This is a genomic window from Steroidobacter sp., assembly GCF_016790065.1.
GTDB lineage: Bacteria > Pseudomonadota > Gammaproteobacteria > Steroidobacterales > Steroidobacteraceae > Steroidobacter.
In genome coordinates this window covers 1-14,791 of the sequence record NZ_JAEUPY010000685.1, presented here as the reverse complement: position 1 = coordinate 14,791, position 14,791 = coordinate 1, and the positions used below count along the sequence as shown (strand labels likewise).

Sequence of the window (14,791 nt, the reverse complement as noted above, 5' to 3'; positions counted from 1 at the left end):
GCGATGAAGATTTGTATTGTCGGCCTCGACGACTATCCGCAACTGGCGCAGCTGAAGGACGCGAAATACGTGGGCGGCGAGTCCGTGCAACATGTGCTGTTGGCACGAGCTTGGCGCGATCTCGGGCACGATGTGTCGATGATCGTGCACGACTACGGTCAAGGTCGGGACACGACCGTGGGTGGAATTCGCGCCGTCGCTCCGTACTCGCGCGATGAAGGTATTCCTGTGCTTCGCTTCGCTCATCCACGGTTGACCGGGATGATCGGCGCGATGCGCGAAATCGATGCCGATGTTTACTATCAATCGCCCGCTGGCGCCGCTACTGGAATCACCGCTTGGTTCTGTCGCCGCTATGGCAAGCGCTTCATCATGCGCGTTGCTTCCGATCTAGCGTGCATTCCAGGTAAGCAACTGATCCGCTATTGGCGCGATCGCAAGATCTACGAGTACGGCGTGCGCAATGCCGATCTGATCGTCGCGCAGAGCGAGCAGCAACGCACCTTGCTACGACAGAACTATGGCGTGAAAAGCGAAGTGCTCGACATGGCCGTCGAGATGCCGAGCGGGCCGCAACCGGCCAAGGACATCGACGTGCTGTGGGTCGCGAATCTCAGGCCGGTGAAACGGCCCGAAATCGTGCTGGAGCTGGCGCGCCGATTGCCGAATGTCCGATTCACGCTTGCGGGCGGTGCGTTGCCAGGCGCCGAAGACTATTACCGCACGGTGCTCGACGCGGCGAGTGCGATACCGAATGTGATTTGTCCCGGCGCCGTGCCGTACACCGATGTGGGCGCGATGTTCAGCCGAGCCAAACTTTTCCTGAATACGTCTGAGATCGAAGGCTTCCCGAACACGTTTCTGCAGGCGTGGGTGCGGGCGGTGCCGGTGGTGGCGTTCTTCGATCCGGATTCGCTGATCAAGCAGCGCCAGCTCGGACACGCGGTGACCGATCTCGACGACATGGTCCGCGCGATTGAACGATTGCTGGCAGACGACGCGGAACGCGAGCGAATCGGTGAGCGCGCGCGTGCGTACGCAATTGCTCAGTTCGGCGCGAATCATATCGCGAGCCGCTATCTGGATATGTTGTCGGCCCGCGATGGAGCGCAGGTCTTGAACTACGGGACCAGTGGTTGATCATGGCGAGCGCATCGGCACAGCTCGAACGCGAGGTCGGCTCGCTACAACCGGGCGCAACGGACGGCCAGTTGGACGTATTGTTTCTTTTGAACAATCTGGCGGTCGGCGGTTCGGAAACCAAAATCGTACGGCTGGCAAACGCGCTGTGCCTGCGAGGCCTGCGAGTCGGCGTCGCATACCTGAATGAACCGGCGACTTTGTTGACGGACATTGCCGCCGGCGTCGCGACGTTCTTCCTGTCGCGACAAGGTCGCTTCTCGCTTCAAGCCAGCAAGGCGCTGCGCCAGCTCATCGAGGAACAACGGCCGCGCAATGTAGTGTCCGTGAACCTTTATCCCGCGCTGTATGTGGTCACGGCAACTCGCTGGTCCCGCCATCGTCCGCGAACCATCGGATTGATGAATACGACCGAGATGCGTCGTGGCGCGCGCTGGAAACGCAGCTTCTATATGCGAGTGCTGCGCTATCTGGATTGGACCATCTATGGCTGTGAGCTGCAGCGGGACGCCTGGCTGGCAGCCGATAGTCCGATGCGAGCTCGATCAGGCGTGATATACAACGGGGTGGATCTCAATAAATTCTCGGCAACTCGCGCCGGTGCTACCGGCATGCGAGCTCAATATGGCATCGGCGAGAACGCATTCGTCGTAGGCACGGTCGGACGGCTGGTCGCCGAGAAGAACCAATCGCCACTCATCGACGTAGTCGCCGATCTACGCAGTGGCGGCGCCGATGTGCATCTGATGTTGGTGGGTGACGGCCCGCTGCGAGAGGCATTGGAAAGGCGAGCTGCGGAGCGCGGAATTGCCGAAGCCGTGACTTTCACCGGCGCGCTGGCTGACGTACGAGCAGCTTTGCAGTCGTTCGACGTGTTCGTGCTGCCGTCGCTTTCGGAAACCTTTTCGAATGCGGCACTCGAAGCCATGGCCATGCAAGTGCCTGTGATCCTGACTCGCACCGGCGGGGCGGGGGAGATGATCGAGCACGGCACTGAAGGTTATGTGGTCGACGTTGCCGAGCTGCCGCAACGCTTGCCCGAACTGCTGAATCAACTCCGGCTCGACAGCATGTTGCGCAATCGTATGGCAGCCGCTGCGGCGTTGAGAGCTGAACAAGCGTTCTCGTGGGAAGGCATGGTGGCTGAATATCAGAGTTTGCTCAGCACGCGTGAGGCGGTGAGCCATGCGTGAAGCAGCGAATGTCGTGATGCTCGGTCCGGGCTTGAATGTCCGCGGCGGCGTTTCGGGAGTGGAGCGGCTGCTGCTCAACGCTTTGCCTAAAGAAGTGCGTGCCACTCACATTGCCACCATGGTCGAAGGCGGTAAGTGGACCAAGGCCATGACCTTCGCGCAGTCGCTGGCCAAGCTGACTCTGGAGCTGAACCAGCATCCGGATGTGGTGCACATTCACTTCGCCAGTGGCGCGAGCAATATTCGCAAGATCATTTTGGCACGCATGGCGCTGGCCCGAGGTGCGAGCGTGATCATGCACGCGCACGGCGGCAACTATCAGAAGCATTGGGCCACGATGTCGCCGACGGCGAGATCCATCACGCTCAGTACGCTGCTGCGTGTGCAGAGGCTGGTGGTGTTGGGCGAGGGCTGGAAAGCGTTTTTCGAATCCATCGGCGTGCCGAGCCATCGCATCGTCGTGTTGCCCAATCCGGTGGTGTTGCCGGAAGCCGTGCCCGAACGTCCGTTGGGTGGCAAGGTTCGCTTTGTTTACTTCGGCCTGATTTCTCGGCGTAAAGGTGTGTTCGATCTGCTGGAAGCGGTGGCCAAGCTGTCGCCCGAGTCTCGCGCCCGTGTCGAGTTTGTTCTCGCCGGCAATGGTGAAGTGGCCGAGCTACGCGAACACGCCAATAAACTCGGCGTGCAAGACGTAGTCGAGATTCGCGAGTGGGTCGATCCGGCAGAGCGAGATCGCTTGCTGGCCGGCGCTCATGCGTTTGTCTTGCCGTCGCACACCGAAGGCTTGCCGATGTCTTTGCTCGAAGCGATGGCGTGGGGCTTGCCGCCGATCTGCACGCCAGTGGGCAGTATTCCTGAATACGTCGTTGATGGTGCGAACGGTGTACTGGTTGCGCCAGGTAACCCGTCGCAGCTGGCTCAAGCCATCGAAAAGTTGGTGACCCAAGAGGCGGAGCGCGTTCACATGGGCCGCCTCGCGCGCGCGACGGTGGAACCACTGTGCGTGAAACAGTATTCGAATCGTATGTGTGCGATGTATCGCTCGCTCGCCAATGGCAAGGGACGCCGGGCGGCGGTGCGCTGATGGCGGGCTCGGGATTTGGCATGCAAGCGCTGGTGAAAAAACTCAAGCTGCTGCAAGTCGGCGACGCCGCCGTGCGTCGCAATCCGTTGTTCTATGCCGATGCACAACGTGAGCTGGAACGTCTCGAAGCGGCTGGCTTCAATGAGCGTCGCCAGTGGACGCGGGATCGGCTGAGCAAACTGTTGTTCCCGGCGAGTCGCAGCGGTTACGGACTCATCGTACGAGGGGGCGGCGACATTGCCAGTTGGCCGTTGCTGACGAAAGCCGAGGTCCGCGCCGCGCCCGGTGCATTCGCCATGGGATCGCGACTGTTCACCATCAAAGCCAACACCGGCGGTACGTCAGGCGAGCCATTGGAGATCGTGCGTTCGCTGCGCTCCATAGTGTTCGAGCAAGTGTGTATCGATCGGATGATGCAGAAGGTCGGCGTGGATGCGCGCTCTGCCAGATGCGCGGTGCTGAGAACTGAAAGCATCAAGGATCCCAACGACTTCAAACCGCCGTACTGGGTGCATGCCGGTGGCGGCAATCGCTTGGTGCTGTCCTCGACTCACTTGAACGCGGCGACTGTCGAGCACTACGCACGAGCTATCGATGAGTTCGCGCCGGAGTGTCTGCTCGGTTATCCGACCTCGCTCGAAGCTTTGTGTTTCTTGCTACGACGCGCCGGTCGCCGGGTGAACATACCCGCGGTGTTGTGTTCGTCCGAAGTGTTGCATCCCCGAGTGTGGCAGGTGGCGCGCGAGACGCTGGGTTGCAGAATCCTGGATTATTACGGCCAAGCCGAGCGCGTCGCCTTCGCGTATGCGACCGCACCTGGCGAGTACAAGTTCTTGCCGGGCTACGCGCATGTCGAATTCGAGGCGGCGGGAAGAGAAGGCGCGTACCAGCTTTACGAGATCATCGGCACGCCGCTGTGGAATCGTTCGATGGCGATGATTCGTTATCGCACTGGCGACATGATTCGAGTGCCTGCAGCATGGGGCGAGCGAGAACTGGAAGAACTGGCGCTGGGAGTGCGAACGTTTGCTGGTGTACTGGGACGTGACAGCGACATCTTGATCACCCCGAATGGCGTGAAGGTCACTGGCATCAGTCATTTCCAGCGCGACGTGGCCAACATCGAGCGCATCCAGGTGATTCAGGAGACTGCCGCCAAAGTAGTCATCCTGGTGTTGGAGGCCGAAGGTTATTCGAACTGGGATCGCGAGCGCCTGCTGCACAATGCTCGCGAGAAGTTGCCAAGGAATATGCACATCGAGATTCGCAGCGTGACGGCGCTGGAGCGCACGGCCCGCGGCAAGACACCTTTCGTCATTCATCGACCGCAGGTGAAAGAGCTGCTGAACAACACGCGGGCCCACGGAAACATTGCGTGAGGCGCAGGCCATGAGTCTGAAGTGGAAGCTGCATCGCTTGTCGGCAATGAGTGGGTGGGAAGTCGGTTACCGAGTCAAGCAGCGTGTCCAGGCCAGCGTGGAGCAGTTCGGTCTGCATTCGGCTGCGCCTCCGCCGCCGGCACAGAACCAGGCGGGTTCGGCTTGGGTCGCGACGCTGCCGACACAATTCAACGTTGATAAGTATCGGCGCGCAGCCGACGACATTCTCGACGGTCGCTTTCCGGTGTTTGCCATGCCAGCCGCCGTTCTGGGATTTCCGCCGCAATGGAATCGCGATCCCAAGACCCGGAAGCAGGCGCCGCTGCGTTTCGGCAAGACGCTGAACTATCGCGACGAAGCGGTGGTTGGCGACATCAAATATCTTTGGGAGCCGAGTCGCCACGCGCAGCTGGTGACGTTGGCGCAGGCATGGCATCTCACGCACGAGCAGAAGTACGCGGACGGCTGCCGCACGCTGCTCGAATCCTGGTTCGATCAATGTCCTTATCCGTCCGGCGTGCACTGGACCAGCAGCCTGGAGCATTCGATTCGCTTGGTGAACTGGTCGTTCGCATGGCACTTGTTGGGCGGCGACGCTGCGACCATTTTCGAAGGCAGTACGGGCGAGGCGTTCAAGCAGCGCTGGCTGACCAGTGTGTATCAACACTGTCATTTCATCGCCGGACATTTCTCGCGCTACTCATCGGCCAACAATCATTTGCTCGGCGAATTGATGGGGCTGTTCGTCGCCGCGCTGACCTGGCCGCTGTGGAAGCGCAGTCGTCGTTGGAAGAACACGGCGCAACGCCAGCTGGAGCGAGAAGTGCTGCTCCAGAACGGCGAGGACGGCGTGAATCGCGAGCAAGCGAATTGGTATCACCACGAAGTCGCCGACATGATGCTGGTCAGCGGCTTGATTGCACGCGCCAATGGCTGCGATTTCAGCACGGCGTACTGGCATCGGCTGCGAGGGATGTTGCAATACATTGCCAGCATCATGGATGCCGGCGGCCAGGTGCCCAACTTCGGCGACGCCGATGACGCCATCATCGCGCGCCTGGATCCGGACGTGCCGGATGTCTATCGCTCGTTGCTTGCGACCGGAGCTGTGTTGTTCGAGAGCGCCGAGTTCAAGTTCAAAGCCGGCGCCGTCATCGACGACAAGACGCGCTGGTTGTTAGGCGATGCCGCGCTTGGAAAGTACGAAGCCATCGACATGGCGCGCGTGTCGCTGCCAATGCGCAAGGACTTCGCCAATGCGGGTTACTACATTCTCGGCGACCGCTACGAAACCAATCGTGAAGTGCGGATCGTCGCTGACGCCGGCCCGCTCGGCTATCTATCCATTGCCGCGCACGGTCATGCGGATGCTTTGTCATTCACGCTGAGCGCGGGCGGCCAGGAAATATTGATCGACCCCGGCACCTATGCCTATCACACGCAGCGGCTGTGGCGCGATTACTTCAAAGGCACGTCGGCTCACAATACGGTGCGCGTCGATGGCGTCGACCAGTCCGTCAGCGGCGGCAACTTTCTGTGGATCAAACACGCGCAGGCACAAGTGGTCACGGTGGAGCGCACGCCGCTGGCAGATCGCTGGGTGGCCAGCCATGATGGTTACTCGCGGCTCAAGCATCCGCTCACTCATCGACGTGAGATTCTGTTCGAGAAACAGCAATCCCGGCTACAGGTCACTGACGAGTTGCTGGGCAGCGGCGCCCACGAGGTGGAGCTGTTCTGGCATTTCGCCGAACAGTGCTCGGTGATCGCCGACGGCCGGGCGGTGCGCGTGACGTGCGGCGACGTGCTGTTGTCGATGATTTTGCCGGAAGGATTGCGCTGCAGTGTGTATCGCGGGGTCGAACGGCCGCAGCCCCACGGCTGGATTTCTCGCAGCTTCGACGCCAAGCTGCCGACCACCACCATCGTCGCCAACGGGCCCATCAATGGTGGCGCCAGGCTAGTCACCCGCATCAATCTCGACTTCAAAGTTTAAGGCGCGATAATGGCGCCCTACCCAGGGGGCGCTATGAGCTTGGCTGATCGACAAACCACGACTGACATCATGATGATTCGCCCGGTGGCTTTCGCCGGCAACCTGCAGACGCAGGCTTCCAACTCGTTCCAACAACTCGATGCCAATAGCGGCGATGCGGCCAATCAGGCCCAGGCGGCGCGCGAGTTCGACGGTTTGGCGGCGGCGTTGGACAAGGCCGGCGTGACCGTGCATGTGTTCAACGACACGCCCGAGCCGCACACCCCGGATTCGATCTTTCCCAACAACTGGGTGAGCTTTCATGCCGACGGCACCGTGGTGTTGTACCCGATGCTGGCGGAGAACCGCCGGCTGGAGCGGCGCATGGACTTGCTCGAAGAACTCAGTGGCAAGCGCGGTTTCCATACCACGCGAGTCATCGACCTCACGCGCCATGAACACGCCGGCCGGTATCTCGAAGGCACGGGCAGCCTGGTGCTGGACCGGATTCATCGCGTGGCTTATGCCTGCGTTTCGCCGCGCACCGACCTGGATGTGCTGGGCGACTTCGCCCAACAGCTGGACTACGACATCGTGGCCTTCGAGGCGCTCGACGCCGCCGGCGGGGCGATCTATCACACCAACGTTTTGATGTCGGTGGGCGAGCGCTTCGCTGCCGTCTGTTTCACCGCCATTCGTGCCGATGAACGGGAAGGCGTGATGAATCAGCTGCGCGGTAGCGGCCGGGCCGTCATCGACCTGTCGCGGGAGCAGATGAACGCGTTCGCCGGCAACATGCTGGAGGTGGGCTCGTCGCTGACCGGCAGTGCAGTGGCCATGTCTCAGAGCGCCCACGACGCATTGACCGCCGAGCAACGGGCCATCCTGGAATCCAGCGCCGGCCCGATCGTGTCCGCGCCCATTCCGACCATCGAGAAGCTCGGCGGCGGCAGCGTCCGCTGCATGCTGGCGGAACTGCATTTACCCAAAAAGAAGCGACTATAATCGCCGGCCAACCACTCACGGCCTCCCATGCTGGAACTCGGCGTCAAAACCCTGCTGGCGTATTTGCTCGGCTCGCTGATCGGCAGCTTGCTGGTCGGCCAGCTGCGCGGCGGCGTCGACATTCGTAAGCTGGGCAGCGGTAATGCCGGCGGCACCAATGCCCTACGCACCCAGGGGTGGTCGTTCGCCGTGTGGGTAATGATCATCGATATTGGCAAGGGCTGGCTCGCTGCTGGGCTGCTCGCGCCCATGAATCTGCCGGGCGTCGGTATCGATCCGCAGGTGGGGCGCGATTGGTTGGCCGTGGCTTGTGCGGCTGCCGTCGTGCTCGGCCACGTTTATCCGGTGTGGTATGGATTCCGCGGCGGTAAGGGAGCGGCGACCTTGATCGGTGTGCTGGTCGGCTTGAAGCCGGCGGCCTTTCTGCCGGTGTTCGGTGTATGGCTGGCGGTGGTGATGCTGACCGGCTTCGTCGGTCTCGGCACCATGCTCGCCGTGGCTTCGTTTCCTGCCTACCTGGCACTGACCGAAGCCGAGCCATCGACGGCGGTGCTGGTGTTCGGCTGTGCCATGACCTTGTTCGTTTGTTATACCCATCGCGGCAACATCGAGCGTATGCGAGCCGGCACCGAAAGTCGGGCGCGAAGGCTCTGGCTGTTACGGCCCCGCTGACACTGCCATGCCCACCGCCAGCAAGTCGCAGACGCCCAAGACTCAAGCTCAGGCACGCCGGCAGCGCTTGTTGGCCATGCTCGCGGAAGGTTCGTTTTATTCGGGCGAGCAGCTGGCCAAGAAGCTCAAGATTTCGCGCGGCGGTATCTGGAAGTTGATGAACTCGCTCAAGGCGCTGGGCATCGACATCGAATCGGTGCCGCGCCAGGGCTATCGGCTGCCGCGTGCGGTCGATCTATTGGATAAAGAAGCCATCCTCGCTGCCTTGCCGGCCGCGGCTCGCCAGCATCTAGAGCGGGCGGATGTGCTGTTGACGGTCGATTCCACCAATCGTTTCGTCGCCGAGCTTTCGCCGCCGCAGCCGGGTCGTGTGCAGCTGTGTACGGCCGAAGTGCAAAACGCCGGTCGTGGTCGGCGCGGTCGCAGTTGGGTGGCGCCGTTCGGTAGCGGCGTGTGTATGTCAGTCGGTTGGCAATTCGCCGAAGCCCCGCCGACCTTCTCCGCTTTGAGTCTGGCGGTCGGCGTCGCCGTGGTGAAGGCGTTCCAGCGGCTGGGCATTCAAGGCGTCGGCCTGAAATGGCCCAATGATCTGCAATGGCAGGGCCGCAAGCTCGGCGGCATCCTGATCGAAATGCGCGGCGAGTCGGCTGGTCCGGCGCAAGTCATCATCGGTATCGGTATCAACATGCAGATGCCGGCGGCGATTCGTATGCAGCTGGTGGAACGCGAAGCGGTGATGATCGCCGACGTGCACGAGATCGCGCGCGAACAGACGCCGACTCGGAATGCGCTCATCGGCGCAGTCGTGGCCGAACTGTTCGAGATGCTTCAGACATTTACGGAAAGCGGCTTTGCGCCGTTCCACGATCAATGGTTGTCGCTGGACACGCTGGCGAACGCGCCCGTCAAAGTCATTAGCGGTGCGCAGACCACGCTGGGCACGGCACGCGGTGTCGAACTCGATGGCACGCTGCTGGTGGACGTCGACGGCGAGCTGCGCAAGTTCGTTTCGGGTGAAGTGAGCTTGCGAGCGGTGAAGAGCTGATCGCGATGCTATTGCTCATCGACATCGGCAACACGCGTATCAAATGGGCGCGCTCCGGCCCGGGCGGACTCAGTGAACAGTCGGCTGCCGTGCATGCCGATTGGACGCGCGACGACTTCATCCAGCAGATCCTGAACTCCGGGCCGCGAGCGCAGCGCGTGTTCATCGCCAATGTCGGCGGCAAACGCATGGGTGCGCTCGCGCAAGCGGCCATCGCCGAGGCTTGGCAGATCGAGCCTCGCTTCGTTCAGTCGCCGGCCGCGCAAGCTGGTCTGCATAACGCCTATCCGGAACCGGCCAAGCTTGGCGTGGACCGCTGGCTGGCGCTGCTCGGCGGGCGGGCCATCGAGCCGCGGCCGTTGTGTGTGGTCAGTGTCGGCACGGCCATGACCATCGACGGTTTGGACGCGAACGGTCAGCACTTGGGCGGAGTCATCGTGCCGGGCCCGGATTTGATGGTGTCCAGCCTGTTGAAAAACACCAGCGACATTGCCCAGCGCACCGCCGGCGGTCAGACGCGCGATGCGTTGTTTGCCGATAACACCTTGGGTGCGATTCAGCAGGGCGCGGTGCATGCCTTGGCGGCATTGGTGGAACGATCGTTGGAAACGCTGGAAAAGCAGCTCGGCCAGCGGCCGGTGCTGTTGCTCACGGGCGGCGCCAGTCCGAGGATTTTGGGCGCAATTCGTGCTGCCGGCAGAGAGATTCCCGACCTGGTATTGCGCGGTCTGGCTGTGGTCGCCGCGCTACCTGAATCAGCCGCCGCCTGATGCCGTGGCGCCCGGGCGAGCCGGGAGCCATCGTGTATCATCCGCCCGGTTCGGCACACGCGGCGGGGTGGTCGCGTCATCGAGGAAGCTTGGATGGCTAGAAGCAGATTCCGACAGTTGTGGGCAGGCACGGCGCTGGTGGCGCTGGGCTCAGTGCCGCTGTCGGTGGCGCTGGCGGCCGACGTGCAAGCGGGCAAGACGGTGTCCCAGGCCAAATGCAGCCAATGCCACGAGGCCGACGATTGGGAAGGCGAGAGCGCGGCGTCGCTGGAAAGCCTGATTCGGGATATCGTCGCCGGCAAGGTCAAACACAAGGCACCGCTGCAGTTGACGCCGGCCGAGGTGGCCGACATCGCTGCGTACTGGGGCCAAAGCAGCCAGAAGGGCAGGAAGCGACGTTGATCGCTCTAGCATAACCACGACATGCGCGCGTTCTGTTTGCTGTTGGTGCTGGTCAACGCCCTGTACTTCATCTGGTCCCAAGTGATCGATGTGCAGGTGAGCAGCCTGGATCGAGTGCCGATCCGGGTGGCCGCACCGCCGCCGCGCATCGTGCTCGCCAAAGAAGCTCAGAGCGGCACTCAGCCGCCCGCCGAGCCGGAACCCGAAGAGGAAGACGAACCGGTCGCCGACGTGCGCGAAGTGGATCCTCCGCAAGTCGAACCGTTGGAATCCAGCGGAACCGTGCAGCCTCGGGTGCCGCCGGCGGTTGCGCGTGAAGATGCGTTGACTTGTAGCAGCGTCGGGCCGTTCGCCGATCTCGGTCAGGCCTCGCAGGCGCAGGCGACCTTACGCAGCATGGGCTTCGCGCCTCGGCAGCGAGTGGAGCAGGGCGAGCTGTGGACGGGCTATTGGGTGAGCGTGCGCGACTCGACGAATCGCGAAGCTGCCGAGGCGGCGTTGAAGAAGCTCAACGACAGCGGCATCACGGATGTTTATTTGATGCCGGGCTCGGATCCGCCGAACGTGTTGTCGCTCGGTGTGTTCTCTGACTATCAGCGGGCGCAACGGCGAGCTGAAGAAGTGCGTGCCCTCGGGCTCACGGCGCAGATCAGCGATCGTAAGCGTGCCGGTTCGGTGTTCTGGATCGATGTGGATTTGAAGGAGCCGGGCCAGGCCATCGACACCAGCGTGTTCCAAGTCGGGCAGAGCCGGATCTTGCGCTTGGAACTGCGCTCCTGCCCGCAGGCCGGCTAACCAGGCCGGTTCAGTAGCCGCGCTCGGTACAGCACTTCGCGAGTTCGTCGTCGCCGCTCGCTTGCCGAGCGCAAGCGATGCCGACGCGATCCGCACGCCAGTCGCGCCATTCGGCATCGCCCGGGCCGACCAAGTCGCGCAACTCTTTTCCTGCGCCCGCCAAATACGCTTCGCTGCCGCTGCAGTAACGCGCGATCAATCCAGAAGCGAGACAGTGCGCGTGTGAATCTGGAATTCCAGTGGGCAGCTTGTCGCGCACCACTGCTTGCATACAGCCATACGACGATTTCGCCAGTCGCTCGGGTCGATTGGGCACGGCCACGCAGCCCGTTGCGCTAATGAGCGCCAGCGCCAGCATGACCTTGCAGAAGGCTCGCATGCCGCGAGTATCCCAACTTTGTCGGCTCAGCGCCCGAGGAAACTCGCCAGCGTGGATTGCAGCAGCGCGCGGTCGATGGGTTTCGACAAGTAACCATCCATGCCGGCCGCTTTGCATTCATCATCCGCGCCCTTCATCGCATGCGCGGTGAGCGCAATGATGGGCGTGCGGCGGATGCCGTTCTCGACTTTACGAATCTCGCGAGTGGCTTCGTAGCCGTCCAGATCCGGCATCTGGCAATCCATCAAAATCAAATCGTACTGACCGGTGAGCCAGGCATCGACGGCGGCGCGCCCGGTGCCGACAGCATGCACTCGGTAGTTCAGCTTCTCGAGCAACCGTACCGCGACCTTCTGATTCACCAGATTGTCGTCCGCCAGCAGGATGTGCTTCTGCTGGTCGCCGACGTGCAGCGCGTTCAGGCGCTGACTGGTGACGATGGACTGCGTCTGCAGGTGCCACACCTCGGGCTGCTGAGCGAGCACGACTTGTAGCGAGCCGACCAGATCTCGTTGGGTCACGGGCTTCAACAAATAGCCTGCGAAACCCAGCTGCGCGAACGTTTCACTGTCATCGCGTTGCCCGGAAGACGTCAGCAGAATCAGCCGCGTCGCTTTGAGCTGCGGATCGGCCACGATCATGCGGCCGAGTTGCGCGCCATCGCAGTCGGGCATTTGGCAATCCAGCAGCGCGGCGTCGAACGGGCGTCCGTTGGCACAGGCTTCACGCAACAACGTCAGCGCTTGATTCGCATCGTTGGCAGCCGCGGGACGAACACCGCACAGCTGCAGCTGACCCACGAGCACTTTGCGATTGGTGGCGTTGTCGTCCACCACCAGCACGCGCTTGCCACGAATCGATGTGACCAGCATGGAGAACGCGCCGGTCACTGGATTGCCGGCTTTGAAGCGAGCGGTGAACCAGAACGTCGAGCCTTCGCCTTCGCGGCTGGTCACACCCACGTCGCCGCCCATCAGATCGGCCAGTCGCCGCACGATGGACAGTCCTAGTCCAGTCCCGCCGAAACGACGCGTGGTAGACGAGTCGACTTGAGTGAACGGCGAGAACAAGGCCTTGATGCGATCGGCGGGGATGCCGATGCCGGTGTCCCGCACCTCGCAACGAATGAATGTTCCGTTCGTGTCGTGAGAGAGCACGCTCAGCGCCAGCGAGACTTCGCCGCGATGAGTGAACTTCACTGCGTTGCCGCCGAGGTTCAGCAGGATCTGGCGCACCCGAGCCGCATCGCCCCGTAGTGACGACGGCAAATCCGGATCGATCTGTAATGTGACTTCCAAGCCTTTGGCATGCGCCGGTACCGACAGTAGCCGTGCGACGTCTTCGAACGTGTCGCGCAGGTCCATGTCTGCCGACTCCAGTTCCAGCTTGCCGGCCTCGATCTTGGAAAAGTCCAGAATGTCATTGATGACGGTCAGCAGCGCGCTGCCGCTGTCTTTAATGGTCTGTACGAAATCGCGCTGGTTGGGGTCGAGCTTGGTATCCAGCAGCAGATCGGTCATGCCCAACACCCCGTTCATGGGCGTGCGGATTTCATGACTCATGTTGGCCAGGAATTCACTCTTGGCCTTGTTGGCCGCGCTGGCGCTGGCAGCAGATTCCGTGGCTTGCCGAGTCGCATCCGCCAAGCGGCTGTTACTGGTTGCCAGTTCATGCGTGCGAGCAGACACGCGTTGTTCCAATTCATCGTGGGCTCGCCGTAGCTCGGCGTCGCGCATTTCGATTTGACCCAACATGTCGTTGAATGCGCCGATCAGGCGGCCGATCTCATCGCTGTTAGGCGCATGCACGCGCAGGCTGTAATCGCGAGCGCGCGTCACGCTCTCAGCCGCTGTAGACAACGCCAGGATGGGTTTGGAAATGAACCGTTGCATGCGCAAGGCGATCAGGCTGGCGAGTAACAGCGCGCCGACGATCACCACCGCCAACAACGAAATACGACTCACGATGCCTTCGCGCAGTTCATCGCGGCTGGCCCAAAGATGGACCGCGCCGATGTGTCCGTCGAGCACGATGTCGGCACTGACGTGCACGTACAGGTCACCGTCGGCCACAGCGGTAACATCGCGACCGTGGTGAGCCAGCACATTACCGTCAGCGTGGCGAATTTCCGCAGCGACGATGGCCGAATCCGCACTCAGAGCGGACAAGGATCGCGTGGCTGCCTCGTGATCGTCGAATGCCACGGCCGCTTCGCTATCCCGAGCAACGATTTGCGCTTGAGTGTGCAGCCGGCGCCACATCTCCTGTTGATCGGTGCGGTAGTCGGCAATGGTCAGCACCAGGCCGGCGATCAGCAGCGCCAGGCCGCTCACCAAGCTGGCGAGCATGGTGAGCTTGCCGCCGATGGGCAGTCGTTCGAACCAACGCTTCACGGCATTCACGTCGACTGCCGTTTCACGATGGCGGCCAGCTTTAGCAATTGCGAGCTGATGCGCAGTCCGGCTCGAGTCGCCTGCTGCATGTCGATACTGAAACGCAGCCGCTGGTTCTCAGTGAATAAGCCGATCATGCCGTCGGTAGCTGCAAGGCTCGCGGCATCGCTGATAGTCAACACCGCCGGTTCCGGCGCGAGTTCATAGCTCGATGCCATCGACGCATGAATGTACAGAGCGTGGCATGTGCCCGGCGGCGGCGGATCGATGACTTGGAGCGCAGCCAAACGTCGCGTGCCCACTTTCTTGTTGCCGATGTCAGAGGTAAATGCGCTGTACACGCCCTCGCCACCGACGAAGCAAACCGTCAGCGTATCGGCGACCGAGTCGGCCGGCCACTCGACGAACTTGACGAAGTTGAACACATAAGCCGCTTTGAATTGATCCTCGCGCTGCGCTGATGCATCGGCCAATGCGCTCGCCGTCGCCAACGACAGCGACACGAGTGCCGAGACAATTTGCAGGAACCGAATCATGAGCCGCATTTTGCGTGAGTAAT

Annotated in this window: 14 protein-coding genes; 11 read left to right on the top strand and 3 right to left on the bottom strand. The window is 61.9% G+C overall.

The window, feature by feature from the left end; all coding sequences use genetic code 11:
• Nucleotides 1–3 precede the first annotated feature (3 nt).
• The 11 genes from JNL55_RS28230 (at nt 4) to JNL55_RS28180 (ending at nt 11,460) form a co-directional block, all read left to right on the top strand.
• Nucleotides 4–1,140, top strand: coding sequence for a glycosyltransferase family 4 protein (locus tag JNL55_RS28230; RefSeq protein WP_293862576.1), 1,137 nt, complete (start codon nt 4–6; stop codon nt 1,138–1,140).
• Nucleotides 1,141–1,142: 2 nt separating this feature from the next.
• Nucleotides 1,143–2,333, top strand: a complete 1,191-nt coding sequence (locus JNL55_RS28225) for a glycosyltransferase (RefSeq protein ID WP_293862574.1) — start codon at nt 1,143–1,145, stop codon at nt 2,331–2,333.
• A complete protein-coding gene (locus JNL55_RS28220) occupies nt 2,326–3,417 on the top strand; it encodes a glycosyltransferase family 4 protein (RefSeq protein ID WP_293862572.1) in 1,092 nt (363 codons plus the stop codon). Before JNL55_RS28225 ends, JNL55_RS28220 begins: the two co-directional genes overlap by 8 nt.
• Nucleotides 3,333–4,796, top strand: a complete 1,464-nt coding sequence (locus JNL55_RS28215) for a hypothetical protein (RefSeq protein WP_293862571.1) — start codon at nt 3,333–3,335, stop codon at nt 4,794–4,796. The genes JNL55_RS28220 and JNL55_RS28215 overlap by 85 nt, the downstream gene beginning before the upstream one ends.
• Before the next feature lie 10 nt (nt 4,797–4,806).
• Nucleotides 4,807–6,792 (top strand): alginate lyase family protein, encoded by a 1,986-nt coding sequence (locus tag JNL55_RS28210; protein ID WP_293862569.1) that lies wholly within the window; start codon nt 4,807–4,809, stop codon nt 6,790–6,792.
• 33 nt (nt 6,793–6,825) lie between these two features.
• Nucleotides 6,826–7,776 carry a citrulline utilization hydrolase CtlX gene (gene ctlX / locus JNL55_RS28205; RefSeq protein ID WP_293862567.1) on the top strand — a complete coding sequence of 317 codons (951 nt, stop codon included), beginning with the start codon at nt 6,826–6,828 and terminating at the stop codon, nt 7,774–7,776.
• Nucleotides 7,777–7,803: 27 nt separating this feature from the next.
• Complete coding sequence (gene plsY / locus JNL55_RS28200) at nt 7,804–8,448, top strand: glycerol-3-phosphate 1-O-acyltransferase PlsY (RefSeq protein ID WP_293862565.1); 645 nt, start codon at nt 7,804–7,806, stop codon at nt 8,446–8,448.
• Between the two features lie 7 nt (nt 8,449–8,455).
• The gene (locus JNL55_RS28195; RefSeq protein ID WP_293862563.1) at nt 8,456–9,493 is read left to right on the top strand and encodes a biotin--[acetyl-CoA-carboxylase] ligase; all 1,038 of its coding nucleotides are present in this window, start codon (nt 8,456–8,458) and stop codon (nt 9,491–9,493) included.
• A 5-nt stretch (nt 9,494–9,498) separates the two neighbouring features.
• A complete protein-coding gene (locus tag JNL55_RS28190; protein WP_293862561.1) occupies nt 9,499–10,263 on the top strand; it encodes a type III pantothenate kinase in 765 nt (254 codons plus the stop codon).
• Between the two features lie 93 nt (nt 10,264–10,356).
• Nucleotides 10,357–10,665 (top strand): hypothetical protein, encoded by a 309-nt coding sequence (locus JNL55_RS28185; RefSeq protein WP_293862559.1) that lies wholly within the window; start codon nt 10,357–10,359, stop codon nt 10,663–10,665.
• 21 nt (nt 10,666–10,686) lie between these two features.
• Nucleotides 10,687–11,460: an SPOR domain-containing protein gene (locus JNL55_RS28180; protein ID WP_293862558.1), complete on the top strand. Its 774-nt coding sequence runs from the start codon at nt 10,687–10,689 to the stop codon at nt 11,458–11,460.
• A 10-nt stretch (nt 11,461–11,470) separates the two neighbouring features.
• Here JNL55_RS28180 and JNL55_RS28175 read toward each other — a convergent pair whose 3' ends face one another.
• From JNL55_RS28175 to JNL55_RS28165, 3 genes are all read right to left on the bottom strand, one after another.
• Complete coding sequence (locus JNL55_RS28175) at nt 11,471–11,839, bottom strand: hypothetical protein (RefSeq protein WP_293862557.1); 369 nt, start codon at nt 11,837–11,839, stop codon at nt 11,471–11,473.
• A 26-nt stretch (nt 11,840–11,865) separates the two neighbouring features.
• Nucleotides 11,866–14,241 carry a response regulator gene (locus tag JNL55_RS28170; RefSeq protein ID WP_293862555.1) on the bottom strand — a complete coding sequence of 792 codons (2,376 nt, stop codon included), beginning with the start codon at nt 14,239–14,241 and terminating at the stop codon, nt 11,866–11,868.
• The coding region (locus tag JNL55_RS28165) for a YfiR family protein (RefSeq protein ID WP_293862553.1) at nt 14,238–14,791 on the bottom strand (554 nt) is incomplete at its 5' end. The genes JNL55_RS28170 and JNL55_RS28165, both read right to left, overlap by 4 nt.

Excerpts from the sequence above, each read along its gene's own strand:
- ctlX (WP_293862567.1), top strand. The coding sequence starts at position 6,826 with ATGAGCTTGGCTGATCGACAAACCACGACTGACATCATGATGATTCGC.
- plsY (WP_293862565.1), top strand. The coding sequence starts at position 7,804 with ATGCTGGAACTCGGCGTCAAAACCCTGCTGGCGTATTTGCTCGGCTCG.
- JNL55_RS28185 (WP_293862559.1), top strand. The coding sequence starts at position 10,357 with ATGGCTAGAAGCAGATTCCGACAGTTGTGGGCAGGCACGGCGCTGGTG.
- JNL55_RS28210 (WP_293862569.1), top strand. The coding sequence starts at position 4,807 with ATGAGTCTGAAGTGGAAGCTGCATCGCTTGTCGGCAATGAGTGGGTGG.
- JNL55_RS28190 (WP_293862561.1), top strand. The coding sequence starts at position 9,499 with ATGCTATTGCTCATCGACATCGGCAACACGCGTATCAAATGGGCGCGC.
- JNL55_RS28175 (WP_293862557.1), bottom strand. The coding sequence starts at position 11,839 with ATGCGAGCCTTCTGCAAGGTCATGCTGGCGCTGGCGCTCATTAGCGCA.
- JNL55_RS28195 (WP_293862563.1), top strand. The coding sequence starts at position 8,456 with ATGCCCACCGCCAGCAAGTCGCAGACGCCCAAGACTCAAGCTCAGGCA.
- JNL55_RS28180 (WP_293862558.1), top strand. The coding sequence starts at position 10,687 with ATGCGCGCGTTCTGTTTGCTGTTGGTGCTGGTCAACGCCCTGTACTTC.
- JNL55_RS28230 (WP_293862576.1), top strand. The coding sequence starts at position 4 with ATGAAGATTTGTATTGTCGGCCTCGACGACTATCCGCAACTGGCGCAG.
- JNL55_RS28225 (WP_293862574.1), top strand. The coding sequence starts at position 1,143 with ATGGCGAGCGCATCGGCACAGCTCGAACGCGAGGTCGGCTCGCTACAA.
- JNL55_RS28220 (WP_293862572.1), top strand. The coding sequence starts at position 2,326 with ATGCGTGAAGCAGCGAATGTCGTGATGCTCGGTCCGGGCTTGAATGTC.